The following is a 14,898-nucleotide window of genomic DNA, read 5'->3' as shown; positions in this document are numbered from 1 at the left end:
GCATTGTTCGCGGCGAACCGTATCGGCATCAACGAATTTCGACCCTCGGCGCGCAACGCTCGCGAAGCCGCGCGCGCCGCACGATTCTCAAAGGAGCAAACGATGAAACGAATTGGAGCGGAAGGCGGCAAGGGCCAGGGCGGCCAGCATTTGCCGTTCGCGCGCGCGGTGGAAGCCGACGGCTGGCTGTACGTCTCGGGCCAGACGCCGATGGAAGGCGGCGAGGTCATCAACGGCGGCATCGTCGAGCAGTCGCACAAGGCGATCCAGAACCTGTTCGCCATTCTCAAGGAAGCGGGCTATGGCGCGGAGCACGTCGTGCGCTGCGGCGTGTGGCTCGACGACGCGCGCGATTTCACCTCGTTCAACAAGGTGTTCCGCGAATATTTCGGCGAGCATCCGCCGGCGCGCGCGTGCGTGCAATCGAGCATGGTGGTGGACTGCAAGGTCGAGATCGACTGCGTGGCGTACAAGGCGCCGGCGGGGAAGTAACGCGTTGCCCTGCTGGGCCGCGCTTCAGGAAGAACGGCTGCCGGAGCGATCCGGCAGCCGTTTTTTCTTGCGCGGCGCGGCTTTGCACGCCTTCGGCGCACGAATCGCCGAAATATCCCAATATATGGGCCACTCAATCACATATTGGAGAACTCGAAAAAACCTGCCTAAAATCCGATCCATCCGATCCATCCGATCCGGCGCGCAGCCCAGGCGCAGCGCGCAGATCGGCTAAAAAATCGGCCAGAAAGCCGGCTGACGATCGACCGACGATCGGCACAAGACATCGAGACACATCCCGGCACCCGCGCACGGCGCGAGGCATGTCGGCGACAACCGGAGACACCGCCATGTTGCAGCCCGCGAAGCGCGCCGCATTCCGCCTTGCGCACCCGAGCGCGCCAGCGCCTTGCACCGTTTTCGGCCCGGCTTCGCGCGCCGTCGCCTGACGCCGCGCCGCTCCCTTGTCTCTTCCCGAAATCGCCATGAACAAAGCGATGTCACCCACGGTTGCCGGGCACGACGAAGCGTCGGCGGCGCCCGCGCGCGCCACCTCGCGCGGCGCGGGCGCGGGTGCTCCCGGCGCCGACGAAATCGGCCTCGCGAGCACGCTGCTCGACGGCTCCGCCCAGCAAGCCGGCACGCAAACGCTGTTGCGCGGCCTCGCGATTCTCGAAGCGGCGGCGGCGGGCGTGCGCGATCTGCGCTCGTTCGGCGCGGTGCTCGGCACGACGCGCAGCACCACGCACCGCCTCGTGTCCAGCCTCGTGCAAGCGCGCTATCTGCGGCAGGTGCAGGGCGGCTATCTGCTCGGCCCGAAGCTCATCGAGCTGGGCACCATCGCGCTCGAACAGATGCCGCTCACCGCCGTGGCGCGCCCGCATCTGCAAGTGCTCGCCGATCAATCGCTCGACACGATCCATCTCGGCGTGCGCGACGGCGACGACGTGCTCTACATCGACAAGATTCCCGGCCAGCGCGGCCTCGAAATGCGCTCGCGCGTGGGGCACCGCATGCCGCTCGCGTCCACGGGCATCGGCAAGGCGATGATGCTCGACCTCGCGCCGCAAACGTGGCGCGAGCTGTTCGACGCCTCGCGCCGCACGCTGGCGGGCGTGAGCTTTCGCCCCGATCACAGCCTCGAACCCGACACGTTCATCAAGCGCATGGCCACCTACGCGGCCGGCGGTTATACGTTCGATCTCGAGGAGAACGAAATTTCGATCCGCTGCGTGGCGGCGCCCGTGCGCGACGCGTCCGGCGCGATCGTCGCGGCGCTTTCCGTCGCCAGCACGATTCCCTACATGCCGCTCGAACGCATGGATGAACTGATTCCCGTCGTGCAGCGCGAAGCGCGTGCGATCTCGCAGGAACTCGGCTGGCGGGCGCCGCAGCCCGCCACGCGCAGGATTCGCCGATGAGGGCGCACGAGAAGAACGCCAACGGCGCGCAGGACGCGACGGCCGCGCGCGACGCCGCGCTGATCGCGCTCGACTGGGGCACGACCTCGCTGCGCGCGTATCTGTTCGATGCGGCGGGCAAGGTGTTGGCCACGCGCGCCTCGACGGCGGGGATCATGAACCTGCCGGTGCCGGCGGAAGAAGGCGGCTTCGATGCCGCGTTCGACGAAGCCGTGGGCGTATGGCTCGCGCAAGCGCCCGGTTTGCCCGTGCTGGCCGCGGGCATGGTGGGCAGCGCGCAGGGCTGGGTGCAGGCGCCTTACGTGGAAACGCCGGCGGGCGCGCAGGCGCTGGTGGACGGCATCGTGCGCGTGCGCGCCGCCTCGGGCGCGGAGGTGGCCGTGGTGCCCGGCGTGCTCGAACCGGGCGCGTTGCCCAACGTGATGCGCGGCGAGGAAACGCAGATTTTCGGCGCGTTGCAGGCGTGGAGCGAGGCAAGCTGCCCACGCGATGCAAGCGCCTCAAGCAGTGCAAGCGGCGGCGTCAACCACGGCCAGGACGCCGCGCCCGCGCTGATCGGTTTGCCCGGCACGCACGCGAAATGGGTGGTGGTGGAAGGCGAGCGCATTGCGCGCTTCTACACCTTCATGACCGGCGAAATCTACGCGGCGCTCTGCGCGCACACGATTCTCGGCCGCACGATGAAGCATCCCGCCGAGCCCGATACGGCGGCGTTCCTGCGCGGCGTGAGCGTCGCGCGCGAGCAGGGCTGCGTGGGGTTGCTCGCCACCGCGTTCAGTGCGCGCACGCTCGGCCTCACGGGCCAGCTTGCCGCCGACGAACAGCCCGACTATCTCTCGGGCCTCGTGATCGGCCACGAACTCGCGGGTCTCGACGCGGCGCTCGCGCGGCGCGACGTGTCGCTCGCCGCGTGCGCCCCGCAACTGATCGGCGCGGAGGCGTTGTGCGAGCGGTATCGCCTTGCGCTCGCGCAGTTCGGCTGCGAAGGCGCGCAGCTCGTGCGGCACGCGACCGAGCAGGGCTTGTGGCGCATCGCCGTGCAGGCGGGGCTCGTCGCGCCGCGCTGAAATCGACATGAACCGACCGGAACGACAGGAAGCCGACATGCAACACGAACCGAATCTGCCCGCCCCGTACACGCCGCACGCGGGCTTCGTCGCGGCTTTCGCGGCGTGCCGCATGGTCGCGATCGTGCGCGGCATTCAGCCGGCCGAAGCCGCCGAACACGGCCGCGCGCTCTACGAAGCGGGTTTTCGTCTGATCGAGGTGCCGCTCAACTCGCCCCAACCGTTCGACAGCATCGCCGCGATCCGCAAGGCGCTGCCCGCCGACGCGCTGGTGGGCGCGGGCACCGTGCTTTCGACCGGGCGCGTGAGCGACGTGCGCAACGCGGGCGGCGAACTCATCGTGATGCCGCATGCCGACGTCGACGTGATCGTGGCCGCGAAGCGGCAAGGGCTTGCGTGCGTGCCGGGCGTGGCCACGCCGACCGAAGCGTTCAGCGCGCTCAAGCACGGCGCGGACGCGCTCAAGATGTTTCCCGCCGAACAGCTCGGCCCGGCCGTGACGAAGGCGTGGCGCGCCGTGGTGCCGCCGGTCGTGCCGCTTTTGCCGGTGGGCGGCGTGACGCCCGACAACATGGGCCCGCAGCTCGCGGCGGGCGCGAGCGGCTTCGGCCTCGGGTCGGCGCTCTACAAGCCGGGCCAGGACGTGGCGACGACGCGCGCGAACGCCGTCGCGTTCATCGAAGGCTGGAAGCGCACGCGGGAGGCGCAAAAGTGAGCCGCCTCGCAGGCAAGGTCGCGCTCGTGACGGGCGCCGGACGCGGCATCGGCGCCGCGATCGCGCGCGCGTTCGCGGCCGAGGGCGCCGCGGTCGTGCTCGCGGAACTCGACGGCGCGAGCGCCGAGGCGACCGCGCGCGGGATTGCCGCCGAACGCGCCGGCGCGCGCGTGCTGGCGGTGCCGACCGACGTCACGCAGGCCGCTTCGGTGCGCGCGGCGGTGGCGCAGGCCGAAAGCGCATTCGGCGCGGTGGACGTGCTCGTGAACAACGCCGGCATCAACGTGTTCGCCGACCCGCTCACGATGACCGACGACGACTGGCGCCGCTGCTTCGCCGTGGATCTGGACGGCGTGTGGAACGGCTGCCGCGCGGTGCTGCCGGGCATGGTCGAGCGGCGCGCGGGCAGCATCGTCAACATCGCCTCGACGCATGCGTTCCAGATCATTCCCGGCTGCTTTCCGTATCCGGTGGCGAAGCACGGCGTGATCGGGCTCACGCGCGCGCTCGGCATCGAGTACGCGCCGCGCAACGTGCGCGTGAACGCCATCGCGCCCGGCTACATCGAAACGCAGCTCACGCACGACTGGTGGAACGAGCAGCCCGACCCGCGGGCGGCGCGCGAGGCGACGCTCGCCTTGCAGCCGATGAAGCGCATCGGCCGCCCGGAGGAAGTGGCGATGACGGCCGTGTTTCTCGCCTCGGACGAAGCACCGTTCATCAACGCGAGCTGCATCACGATCGACGGAGGCCGCACGGCGCTGTATCACGATTGACCGGCGCTCGAAGCCGCAAAAAAGTATTTCGCAGCACGAAAGAAGCGAAGGACGACAGAAAACGCAGTAATCCGACGAAACGCTGGCCGCGCGCTTTCGACGGGCAAAAGAAGAGGCGGCCGACACCCTTCCCGTGACTGAAGAAGACAGGAGACTGACAGCATGCAACGACGTATTTTTCTGACGCTGGTGGCCGCTGCCGCCACCGCCATGTTCGCGCAAGCGCCCATCGCGCAGGCCGCCGACCCGGTGAAGATCGGCTTTCTCGTGAAGCAGCCCGAGGAGCCGTGGTTCCAGGACGAATGGAAGTTCGCCGAAACGGCCGCGAAGGAAAAGGGCTTCACGCTCGTGAAGATCGGCGCGCCCTCGGGCGAAAAGGTGATGAGCGCCATCGACAACCTCGCGGCGCAAAAGGCGCAGGGTTTCATCATCTGCACGCCTGACGTGAAGCTCGGGCCGGGCATCGTGGCCAAGGCCAAGGCCGACAACCTCAAGATGATGACCGTGGACGACCGTCTCGTGGACGGCTCGGGCAAGCCGATCGAATCGGTGCCGCACATGGGCATTTCGGCCTACAACATCGGCAAGCAGGTGGGCGAAGGCATTGCCGCCGAGATCAAGAAGCGCGGCTGGGACATGAAGGACGTGGGCGCGATCGACGTGACCTACGAGCAACTGCCGACGGCGCACGACCGCACCAGCGGCGCGACCGACGCGCTCGTGGCCGCGGGCTTCCCGAAGGCCAACGTCATCATGGCGCCGCAAGCCAAGACCGACACGGAAAACGCCTTCAACGCCGCCAACATCGCGCTCACGAAGAACCCGCAGTTCAAGCACTGGGTGGCCTACGGCCTGAACGACGAAGCCGTGCTGGGCGCCGTGCGCGCAGCGGAAGGCCGCGGCTTCAAGGCCGACAACATGATCGGCATCGGCATCGGCGGCTCGGATTCGGCGTTGAACGAGTTCAAGAAGCCGCAGCCGACGGGCTTCTACGGCACGGTCATCATCAGCCCGAAGCGCCACGGCGAGGAAACCTCGGACCTGATGTACGCGTGGATCACGCAAGGCAAGGAACCGCCGAAGCTCACGCTCACGACGGGCATGCTCGCGACGCGCGACAACGTGGAAAGCGTGCGTCAGCAAATGGGCCTCGCCTCGAAGTAAGTCCGGCAGAAGTGATTTGAGGTGTTTCCCGTTGCGGGGCGCGTGCCCCGCAACGCATCGAATGAGAGGAAACCGAAGTGTCAGCGACACTGCGTTTTGACAATATCGGCAAGGTGTTCCCCGGCGTGCGCGCGCTCGACGGCGTGTCGTTCGACGTGCGCGCGGGCGAGGTGCATGGCCTCATGGGCGAGAACGGCGCGGGCAAGTCGACGCTGCTGAAGATTTTGGGCGGCGAATATCAGCCCGATTCGGGCCGCATTCTCGTGGACGGCAACGAGGTGAAGTTCGCCGACGCCGCCGCGTCGATCGGCGCGGGCATTGCCGTGATCCATCAGGAACTGCAATACGTGCCCGACCTGACGGTCGCGGAAAACCTGTTGCTCGGCGCGCTGCCCAACGCGCTCGGCTGGGTCAAGCGCGGCGAGGCGCGCAAGTTCGTGCGCGAGCGGCTCGCCGCGATGGGCGTCGATCTCGACCCCGCGGCGAAGCTGCGCAAGCTCTCCATCGCGCAACGCCAGATGGTGGAAATCTGCAAGGCGCTCTTGCGCAACGCGCGCGTGATCGCGCTCGACGAGCCGACCAGCTCGCTCTCGCACCGCGAGACCGAAGTGCTGTTCAAGCTCGTGCGCGAGCTGCGCGCCGACAACCGCGCGCTCATCTACATCTCGCACCGCATGGACGAGATCTACGAGCTGTGCAATGCCTGCACGATCTTTCGCGACGGCCGCAAGATCGCCTCGCACGAGAAGCTCGAAGAGGTGAAGCGCGAAACGCTCGTGGCCGAAATGGTGGGCCGCGAGATCAGCGACATCTACAACTATTCGCCGCGCGAGCACGGCCCGGTGCGCTTCGCGGTGCGCGGCGTGGAAGGCGCGCCGCTCGCGCAGGCCGCGAGCTTCGAGGTGAAGGCGGGCGAGATCGTCGGGTTTTTCGGCCTCGTGGGCGCGGGCCGCAGCGAACTGATGCAGTTGATCTACGGCACGCACAAGCGGCGTGCGGGCGAGATCGAGCTGGACGGCAAGACCATCCGCGTGAAAAGCGCGAGCGACGCGATCCGCCACGGCATCGTGCTGTGCCCGGAAGACCGCAAGGAGCAGGGCATCGTCGCGATGGCCACGGTTTCGGAGAACATCAACATCAGTTGCCGGCGCCACTTCCTGCGCGCGGGCATGTTCCTCGACCGCAAGAAGGAAGCAGAAACGGCGGACCGCTTCATCAAGCTGCTGAAGATCAAGACGCCGAGCCGCCGCCAGAAGATCCGCTTTCTCTCGGGCGGCAATCAGCAGAAAGCGATCTTGTCGCGCTGGCTCGCGGAGCCGGACCTGAAGGTGGTGATTCTCGACGAGCCGACGCGCGGCATCGACGTGGGCGCGAAGCACGAGATTTACAACGTGATCTATCAGCTTGCGCAGCGCGGTTGCGCGATCGTGATGGTGTCGTCGGAGTTGCCGGAAGTGCTGGGCGTGTCGGATCGCATCGTGGTGATGCGCGAAGGCCGCATTTCGGGCGAGTTGCCGCGTGGCGCGGCGAGCGAACACGCCGTGCTGGATCTCGCGCTGCCGCAGGGCGCGCAGAAGCGCGCGGCTTGAGTGGACGGGGAGGAGTAAAGGAAATGCAACGAGAGAATCTGGCGGCCGAGGCCGCCGACGCCGCGAAAAGCGTGGCGCACAGCGCGGCCGACGCGCTCATTCCGCAAAAGACCGACAAGCAGAAGTGGTGGCAGCAGATCACCGAGTACAGCCTCATCGTGATCTTCGCGGTGATGTTCATCACGATGTCGCTGACCGTCGATCACTTCTTCTCGATCGAGAACATGCTGGGCCTTGCGCTGTCGATCTCGCAGATCGGCATGGTCGCCTGCACCATGATGTTCTGCCTCGCCTCGCGCGACTTCGACCTTTCGGTGGGCTCGACCGTCGCGTTCGCGGGCGTGCTCTGCGCGATGGTGCTCAACGCCACCAACAACACGTTCGTCGCGATCGTGGCGGCGGTGGCGGCCGGCGCCGCGATCGGCTTCGTGAACGGCGCCGTGATCGCGTACCTGCGCATCAACGCGCTGATCACCACGCTCGCGACGATGGAAATCGTGCGCGGCCTGGGCTTCATCGTCTCGCACGGCCAGGCCGTGGGCGTGTCGTCGGACACGTTCATCGCCATGGGCACGATGGCGTTCTTCGGCGTGCAAATGCCGATCTGGGTCACGCTCATCTGCTTCATCGTGTTCGGCGTGATGCTCAATCAGACCGTGTACGGGCGCAACACGCTCGCGATCGGCGGCAACCCGGAAGCGTCGCGGCTCGCCGGCATCAAGGTCGAGCGCACGCGCGTCTGGATCTTCCTGATCCAGGGCGCGGTCACGGCGCTCGCGGGCGTGATTCTCGCCGCGCGCATCACCTCGGGCCAGCCGAACGCGGCCGAAGGCTTCGAGCTGAACGTGATTTCGGCGTGCGTGCTGGGCGGCGTCTCGCTGCTGGGCGGCCGCGCGACGATCTCGGGCGTGGTGATCGGCGTGCTCATCATGGGCACGGTCGAAAACGTGATGAACCTGCTCAACATCGACGCGTTCTACCAGTACCTCGTGCGCGGCGCGATCCTGCTCGCCGCGGTGCTGCTCGATCAGTTGAAGAATCGCGGCTCGCGCGATTGAGCGATCAAGGCCAAGGAGAAGCTTGACATGTCGTCACCCGCCAACGCACACACGCAGCCGCAATACGCGCGCTTTCCCAGCCTCGTCGATCGCGTGGTGCTCGTCACGGGCGGCGCGACCGGCATCGGCGCGTCGTTCGTCGAGCACTTCGCGGCGCAGGGCGCGCGCACGGCGTTCTTCGACGTCGACGCGAGCGCCGGCCAGGCGCTGGCCGACCAGCTCGGCGATTCGCGCCACAAGCCGCTGTTCGCCAACGTCGATCTCACCGACATCGCCGCGTTGCGCGCCGGTATCGCCGACGTGAAAGCGGCGCTCGGCCCGATCGAAGTGCTCGTCAACAACGCGGCCAACGACAAGCGCCACACGCTCGCGGAAGTCACGCCCGAGTCCTACGACGCGGGCGTGGCCGTGAATCTGCGTCATCAGTTGTTCGCCATTCAGGCGGTGGCGGAGGACATGAAGGCGGCGCGGGCGGGCTCGATCATCAATCTGGGCTCGATAAGCTGGCTGCTCAAGCAGTGGGAAATGCCGGTCTACACGATGAGCAAGGCGGCGGTCCAGGGGCTCACGCGCGGTCTCGCGAAAGACCTCGGGCGCTTCGGCATCCGCGTGAATTCGCTGCTGCCGGGCTGGGTGATGACGGAGAAGCAGCGCCGCTTGTGGCTCACCGACGCGGGCCGCGAGGACATCAAGCGCGGCCAGTGCATCGACGCCGAACTGCTGCCCGAGGATCTCGCGCGCATGGCGCTATTTCTCGCCGCCGACGACAGCCGCATGATCACGTCTCAGGAAATCATCGTTGACGGAGGTTGGGCATGAGCGCGCAAACGGGCGGCGAAAACGTGGCCGGGCTGTTCGTCCCGGTGCAATGCGAGCTGGGCGAAGGCGCCACCTGGTGCGCGCGCAGCGGGAGGCTTTACTGGACCGACATCGAAGGCAAGCGCCTCTATCGCCACGACGCGAATGCGTCCGGCGAGAAAACGCATGCGTGGACGATGCCCGAGCGCCTCGCGTGCTTCGCTTTTTGCGAGGACGAAGGCACGCTGCTGCTCGGTCTCGCTTCGCGGCTCGCGTTCTTCGATCTGCGAACGGGCGCGCTCGAAACGATCGTCGAAGTCGAGCCCGGCCGGCCCACGCGCCTGAACGACGGGCGCTGCGACCGCCAGGGCCGCTTCGTGTTCGGCACGAAATACGAAGGCGAGCCGATGCGGGCGATCGGCGGTTTTTATCGGCTCAATCACGATCTCACGCTGGAAAAGCTGCCGCTGCCCGAGCCCGCGATCTCCAACAGCATTGCGTTCAGCCCCGACGGCGCGACGATGTACTTTTGCGACACGCTCGCGGGCGAGATTCGCGCGTGCGACTACGGCGCTGACGGCACGATTGCAAACCAGCGCACGTTCGCGACGCTCGCGGACGAGAGCGGCGCGCCGGACGGTTCGACCGTCGACGCCGAGGGCGGCCTCTGGAACGCGCAATGGGGCGGCGCGCGCGTGGTGCGCTACAGCGCCGAAGGTAGGGAAACTGCCCGGGTAAAGATTCCCACGGCGCAGCCAAGCTGCGTTACGCTCGGCGGTGCGTTGCTGGACACGCTTTACGTGACGAGCGCGCGCGAGGGCATGGATACCGAAACGCTCGCTCGCGAGCCGCAGGCGGGCGGCGTGTTCGCTGCCAAAGCCGGCCACACGGGCCTGGCCGAGCCGCTGTTTCAGGGGCGCCGGCGCGGCTGATCCGCGTTAGCAGGCCTCGCCGATACGGCGGGGGCGCAGGCGGCCCGCGCCGCCTTGTTCGACGCGGCCATGTGTGTCGGCGCGCTTGAGCCGTTGCAGTTCGGCAACAGATGCATCGGTATCGGGCGCCGGCCGTTGCCACGTCAAAGCGTCATCGAGTAGAAGGGCAAACACAAGAAGCGGCCAGGCGCGCGCGGGCAACCCGCACGCGAACCCGAAAGCCGCCGGGAAGCCGTGCTGGAGCCGCCAGGACGGCCATCAGAACATGCCTCTCGAGGAGCCTCTCATGAGCGTCGCGAATTCCGCTGTGCGTCGATCCAATCGTTCCACCGCTCAAGCGCTGAACGCGCAGCCCGCCGCGCCTTCGCCGTCCGCTTCGGCGCCGGCCGCTTCTTCCACCATGCCGTCCACCGTTTCGCCCGCCGCCGCGGCGCGCCGCGCGCGGCTCGAAGCCGCCACGCATCCGGTCATGCCGGGGCCGAGCACGTCGGCGGTCGCGATCGGCGCGGTGGCGTCGAGCGACGTGGACTGCGTGACGCTGGCGAACGCCTATTTGCGTCTGGATGTCGCGCCTCAACTGGGCGGCGGCATCACGCGCTTCGACTGGCGCAGCGAAGGCGCGTTCGAGCCGGTGTTTCGGCGCTGCGAGCGCGTGAGCGCGCGCATGGACCCGAACGAACTCGCCTGCTACCCGCTGCTGCCGTATTCGAACCGAATCGGCGAGGGGCGCTTTCACTTCGGCGGGCGCGATATCGAGGTTCCGCGCAATCGCGCGGGCGAGCCGCTGCCGATTCACGGCGACGGCTGGCTCGCGCCCTGGAGCGTCGAGCGCGCCGATCGCGAGAGCGTGCGGCTCGTGCTCGATCGCAGCGACGGCGAGCCGTATTCGTACCGTGCGGCGCTCACCTATGCGCTCGACGGCGCGACGCTCGCGATTGCGCTCGAAGTGGAAAACACGGGCCGCGACGCGCTGCCGTTCGGGCTGGGCGTGCATCCGTTTCTCGCACGCGACGCGAGCACCGAGCTTTCGGCGCCCGCGAGCGGCCTGTGGCTTTCCGGCGCCGACTGGCTGCCGCTGCGCCACGTGCCCGCGCCGCCCGCGTGGCAGTTCGGCGTGGCGTATCCGCTGCCGGATCGACTGGTGAATCACGCGTTCAGCGGCTGGAGCGGGCGCGCGGCGGTGGTGTGGGAGCGCCGGCGGCTTTCGCTTTCCATTTGCGCGGATGCGGGCTACTACGTGCTCTACACGCCGCCCGGCAAGGACTTTTTCTGCTTCGAGCCCGTCGATCATCCGATCAACGCGGTCAATTTGCGCGGCGGCGGCGACGCACACGGCATGACCGTGCTCGCGCACGGCGAGCGGCTCGTGCGGCGCTTCGCGTTCACCGTCGAGCGCATGGACGCGCGCGAGGCCGCGAGCGCGCATCGCGGTGGCGCACGCACCCGCGCGGCGCGCGGCGCCAAGGGCATACGCGCGCGCCAGGACGCGCGCTGAGCCCGGAGCCGGCGCCGCGCGCCGTGGCGCGGCGGTCCGGCGACCGACCGCCAGGCGGGTAAAATACGGGCCGTTTCCCTTTCCACGGCTTGCCCGCCCGGCACATCATGACCTCTTTCTCCCAGACGCTCTCCGCCGCCTGGCAGCGCACCGGCTCGCTGCTCTGCGTCGGGCTCGATCCCGAACCGACGAAATTTCCGGCCGCGTTGGCCAATCGCGGCGACGCCATTTTCGAATTCTGCCGCGACATCGTCGATGCGACCGCGCCTTACGCGTGCTCCTTCAAGCCGCAGATCGCCTACTTCGCCGCGCATCGCGCCGAAGACCAGCTCGAAGCGCTCATTGCGCACATCCACGAAAAACATCCGGGGCTGCCCGTCATTCTCGACGCCAAGCGCGGCGACATCGGCAGCACCGCCGAGCAATACGCGCGCGAAGCATTCGAGCGCTTTCAAGCCGATGCGGTGACCGTCAATCCGTACATGGGCTTCGATTCGATCGAGCCGTGGCTCGCGCATGCCGGCAAAGGCGTGATCGTGCTGTGCCGCACCTCGAACCCCGGCGGCTCCGACCTGCAATTTCTCACCACCGACGGCAAGCCGCTTTATCAGGTGGTCGCTTCGCTTGCGGCGCAGAAGTGGAACGCGAGCGGCGAACTCGGTCTCGTGGTTGGCGCGACGTTCCCGAAGGAAATCGAAACCGTGCGCGAAATCGTCGGCGACATGCCGCTGCTGATTCCCGGCATCGGCGCGCAAGGCGGCGACGTGGAAGCCACGGTGAAGGCCGGCCGCACGGCGAACGGCACCGGCATGCTCATCAATTCGTCGCGCGCGATCATCTACGCAAGCAAGGGCGACGACTACGCGCAGGCGGCTGCAATGGCTGCTGAAAAGACGCGCGACACGATCAACGCTCATCGCTAAACGCTGATCGATTTGACGGATAAGCCATCTTTTGAGGGTGGCTTGCCGGTCTTTAAAAAAAACCTAACATTCTAGTTTGTCATCCAGACAAATCCGAATTCAGATGGCCAAATTAAGAGTTGTCTGATACGTCTTTTTTCTCCCCATTCGTAACATGCGTCGGGTATTACGGGTAACGAGCCCCCTGATCCCGACGGATGTTGATCGAGTGTCAGTTTGCGTTTCGTCTTCCCGATGTGCCCAGCGATTCAGGCCCGCATGGCTTGTTCTCGCCTGCCGGCTGGCGAACCGTCTCTGCAGAGACGGGCGCGTGCCTCGTTTCGCCTGGTCCCAAGCGATTCGACAAGGGAATCGACACGGCGAACGTAATTAGCCATCGGTCAGACAGCACTCGTTCGATTTAACCGGAGCCGATATCGCTCGCGGCGCACCCGTGAGCCGAACGACGCCCACTATCGAAGGATTCCGATGTGAACGGCATGTCTGGACAATTACTATGGACTCCTATGTTTTTAGATGAAGCGCGACGCGGCAGCGGTTTGCAATGAGCGCGTTCGTCGTATCGCTCAAACATTGAATTTCATATCCGAGGTGAATCCGTGAAGCGCATCTTGTTGGCGTCCCTGCTCATTTCAATGGCCTCGATGGCGAGTGCGCAAGCCGTGCCGCCTGCCTCCGACGAAGCGGCGATCCTCTCGCTGGAAAACACCTGGGCGCAAGCCGTTTCCTCGGGTGATCGCACCACTGTGGATCGCATTCTCGACGACTCGTTCGTCGAGACGGGAACGACCGGTTCGCACCGCTCGAAGCGCGAAATGCTCGTTGCTCCGCCGCCTCCCGCGGGTTCGACGCAAGCACTGCAAGACTGCGAAGTGCGAATGGTCGGCGATGTCGGCGTCGTAACGGGAACCAACGTGTTCAAGCTTTCGTCGGCGGCCACGCCGGTTCGCTTTCTATTCACCGATGTGTTCGTGCGGCGCGGCAATACGTGGCGCGCCGTGTATTCAAAAATGGTCCGCAGCAACGAGCAGGATTTCAAGCTCGCGCATTGAGGTAAGGCGCGGTGCGAACAGGACGGTGCGCCGCGGTACGAAACGGGCAAGCGGAACGGCCTGACCGGTTCAGCGTGAAGCACTAATTCCACAAAGCGCGGTGTTCGCCAGAGCACTGTGATTCGCTTGACACGACAGTGTCGCCAGAAGGTCTGAGCGTCGCCACGCGATCAGGGGCAGCGTCCAGATGATTTATATTTTATTAAGGATTGCAAATTGAATAAGACGTATCGTTCTGTCTGGAACGCTGCCACGCAAACATGGGTGGCGGCCCAGGAAACGGCAAAGGGGCGCAGCAAGGGCTCGCAAGTCGTGGCCGCCGCGCTGATGCTGGGTAGTTCGTTTGTTGCCCATCAGGCCCACGCGGGTAGCGTGGACGGCGGCACCGCAACCGGCGCCAACGGAGCAATCGCGATTGGTAGTTCGTCGTCTGCCACGGGAATCGGTGCGATTTCCCTGGGTACCACCGGCAGCTTTTACGCTGTTTCGAAAGCAACGAACACGGACTCGATGGCGCTCGGCAACGGCACGACCTCGTCCGGGCAAGCGGCGGTCGCGCTCGGTGCATCGGCAACGGCTAGCGGACAGTTCTCCACCGCACTTGGCCCGACTGCGAGGGCGCTCAACCAACAGTCTGCGGCGTTTGGAGCCAATGCCCTCGCCTCGGGTGCTTACGCCGTTGCGCTGGGGACGTACACGACCGCGTCGCAAACCGACGGCATAGCGCTGGGTTACGTCGCGCAATCGCTGGCTGCGGACGCGTTGGCTGCGGGCACTTCTGCATCCGCGTCTGGTTCTTCGGCGATTGCGGTCGGCAAAACCGCGGTTGCGTCGAATACGAATTCGATCGCGATCGGCACAGGCGCGCAGGCTACGACGGCCAACTCGGTGGCGCTGGGCAACGGCGCGACGACGGCAGCAGCTGTTGGCACGGCAAGCGGCGTGATCGGCGGCACGACGTACACGTACGCGGGCACGAGCCCGACGGGTACGGTCAGCGTCGGTGCGGCCGGCACGGAGCGCACGATCACGAACGTGGCGGCAGGCCGGGTGACGGCTACGAGCACGGACGCGGTGAACGGTTCGCAGCTTTACGCGGCCGATACGCAGGTTACGGCCAACACGAACAGCATCAGCACGCTCAACGGGCAGATGACGACCGTGCAAGGTCAGGTCACGACGCTGCAAGGGCAGATGACGACGGTGCAAAACAACGTCACGACGCTGCAAGGGCAGATGACGACGGTGCAAAACAACGTCACGACCTTGCAAGGCCAGATGACGACGGTGCAAAACAACGTCACGACCTTGCAAGGCCAGATGGCCAACGCCGTGATGTACGACTCGTCGGCACATAACTCGGTGACGCTGGGCGGCTCGACCGTGACCGCGGTGGCGCTGCACAAGGTGGCCAAT

At 66.5% G+C, this 14,898-nt stretch carries 14 protein-coding genes; all 14 read left to right on the top strand.

Annotation, left to right across the window (positions count from 1 at the left end):
• Positions 1-102: 102 nt before the first annotated feature.
• A complete protein-coding gene (locus U5805_RS11400; RefSeq protein WP_042262655.1) occupies positions 103-492 on the top strand; it encodes a RidA family protein in 390 nt (129 codons plus the stop codon).
• 485 nt (positions 493-977) lie between these two features.
• Positions 978-1,913, top strand: coding sequence for an IclR family transcriptional regulator (locus U5805_RS11395; RefSeq protein ID WP_322103585.1), 936 nt, complete (start codon positions 978-980; stop codon positions 1,911-1,913).
• Positions 1,910-2,980: a 2-dehydro-3-deoxygalactonokinase gene (locus U5805_RS11390; protein WP_322103584.1), complete on the top strand. Its 1,071-nt coding sequence runs from the start codon at positions 1,910-1,912 to the stop codon at positions 2,978-2,980. Before U5805_RS11395 ends, U5805_RS11390 begins: the two co-directional genes overlap by 4 nt.
• Before the next feature lie 37 nt (positions 2,981-3,017).
• On the top strand, positions 3,018-3,695 hold the full coding sequence (locus tag U5805_RS11385) for a 2-dehydro-3-deoxy-6-phosphogalactonate aldolase (protein WP_322103583.1): 678 nt from the start codon (positions 3,018-3,020) through the stop codon (positions 3,693-3,695).
• Complete coding sequence (locus tag U5805_RS11380) at positions 3,692-4,471, top strand: SDR family oxidoreductase (protein ID WP_322103582.1); 780 nt, start codon at positions 3,692-3,694, stop codon at positions 4,469-4,471. The genes U5805_RS11385 and U5805_RS11380 overlap by 4 nt, the downstream gene beginning before the upstream one ends.
• Positions 4,472-4,633: 162 nt before the next feature.
• On the top strand, positions 4,634-5,635 hold the full coding sequence (locus tag U5805_RS11375; RefSeq protein WP_322103581.1) for an arabinose ABC transporter substrate-binding protein: 1,002 nt from the start codon (positions 4,634-4,636) through the stop codon (positions 5,633-5,635).
• Positions 5,636-5,712: 77 nt separating this feature from the next.
• Entirely contained in the window at positions 5,713-7,224 is a 1,512-nt protein-coding gene (araG, locus tag U5805_RS11370) for an L-arabinose ABC transporter ATP-binding protein AraG (protein WP_322103580.1), read from the top strand.
• Positions 7,225-7,247: 23 nt separating this feature from the next.
• The gene (araH, locus tag U5805_RS11365) at positions 7,248-8,282 is read left to right on the top strand and encodes an L-arabinose ABC transporter permease AraH (protein ID WP_322103579.1); all 1,035 of its coding nucleotides are present in this window, start codon (positions 7,248-7,250) and stop codon (positions 8,280-8,282) included.
• A 27-nt stretch (positions 8,283-8,309) separates the two neighbouring features.
• On the top strand, positions 8,310-9,101 hold the full coding sequence (locus U5805_RS11360) for an SDR family oxidoreductase (protein WP_322103578.1): 792 nt from the start codon (positions 8,310-8,312) through the stop codon (positions 9,099-9,101).
• A complete protein-coding gene (locus tag U5805_RS11355) occupies positions 9,098-10,012 on the top strand; it encodes an SMP-30/gluconolactonase/LRE family protein (protein WP_322103577.1) in 915 nt (304 codons plus the stop codon). Before U5805_RS11360 ends, U5805_RS11355 begins: the two co-directional genes overlap by 4 nt.
• A 400-nt stretch (positions 10,013-10,412) precedes the next feature.
• On the top strand, positions 10,413-11,507 hold the full coding sequence (locus U5805_RS11350; protein ID WP_322103773.1) for an aldose 1-epimerase: 1,095 nt from the start codon (positions 10,413-10,415) through the stop codon (positions 11,505-11,507).
• Between the two features lie 107 nt (positions 11,508-11,614).
• Positions 11,615-12,430 (top strand): orotidine-5'-phosphate decarboxylase, encoded by an 816-nt coding sequence (pyrF, locus tag U5805_RS11345; RefSeq protein WP_322103576.1) that lies wholly within the window; start codon positions 11,615-11,617, stop codon positions 12,428-12,430.
• Positions 12,431-13,029: 599 nt separating this feature from the next.
• Complete coding sequence (locus U5805_RS11340; protein ID WP_322103575.1) at positions 13,030-13,482, top strand: nuclear transport factor 2 family protein; 453 nt, start codon at positions 13,030-13,032, stop codon at positions 13,480-13,482.
• A 216-nt stretch (positions 13,483-13,698) separates the two neighbouring features.
• Positions 13,699-14,898 (top strand): ESPR-type extended signal peptide-containing protein (locus tag U5805_RS11335; protein WP_322103574.1); only part of this gene is annotated, 1,200 nt, incomplete at its 3' end.

It is taken from the genome of Paraburkholderia sp. J41 (assembly GCF_905220235.1).
Lineage (GTDB): Bacteria > Pseudomonadota > Gammaproteobacteria > Burkholderiales > Burkholderiaceae > Paraburkholderia.
This window is presented reverse-complemented; position numbering and strand designations above follow the sequence as displayed.

What these genes read in the sequence shown, in the direction of transcription:
- U5805_RS11400 (WP_042262655.1), top strand. Translation starts at nt 103, where the DNA reads ATGAAACGAATTGGAGCGGAAGGCGGCAAGGGCCAGGGCGGCCAGCAT.
- U5805_RS11395 (WP_322103585.1), top strand. Translation starts at nt 978, where the DNA reads ATGAACAAAGCGATGTCACCCACGGTTGCCGGGCACGACGAAGCGTCG.
- U5805_RS11390 (WP_322103584.1), top strand. Translation starts at nt 1,910, where the DNA reads ATGAGGGCGCACGAGAAGAACGCCAACGGCGCGCAGGACGCGACGGCC.
- U5805_RS11385 (WP_322103583.1), top strand. Translation starts at nt 3,018, where the DNA reads ATGCAACACGAACCGAATCTGCCCGCCCCGTACACGCCGCACGCGGGC.
- U5805_RS11375 (WP_322103581.1), top strand. Translation starts at nt 4,634, where the DNA reads ATGCAACGACGTATTTTTCTGACGCTGGTGGCCGCTGCCGCCACCGCC.
- araH (WP_322103579.1), top strand. Translation starts at nt 7,248, where the DNA reads ATGCAACGAGAGAATCTGGCGGCCGAGGCCGCCGACGCCGCGAAAAGC.
- U5805_RS11360 (WP_322103578.1), top strand. Translation starts at nt 8,310, where the DNA reads ATGTCGTCACCCGCCAACGCACACACGCAGCCGCAATACGCGCGCTTT.
- U5805_RS11355 (WP_322103577.1), top strand. Translation starts at nt 9,098, where the DNA reads ATGAGCGCGCAAACGGGCGGCGAAAACGTGGCCGGGCTGTTCGTCCCG.
- U5805_RS11350 (WP_322103773.1), top strand. Translation starts at nt 10,413, where the DNA reads ATGCCGTCCACCGTTTCGCCCGCCGCCGCGGCGCGCCGCGCGCGGCTC.
- pyrF (WP_322103576.1), top strand. Translation starts at nt 11,615, where the DNA reads ATGACCTCTTTCTCCCAGACGCTCTCCGCCGCCTGGCAGCGCACCGGC.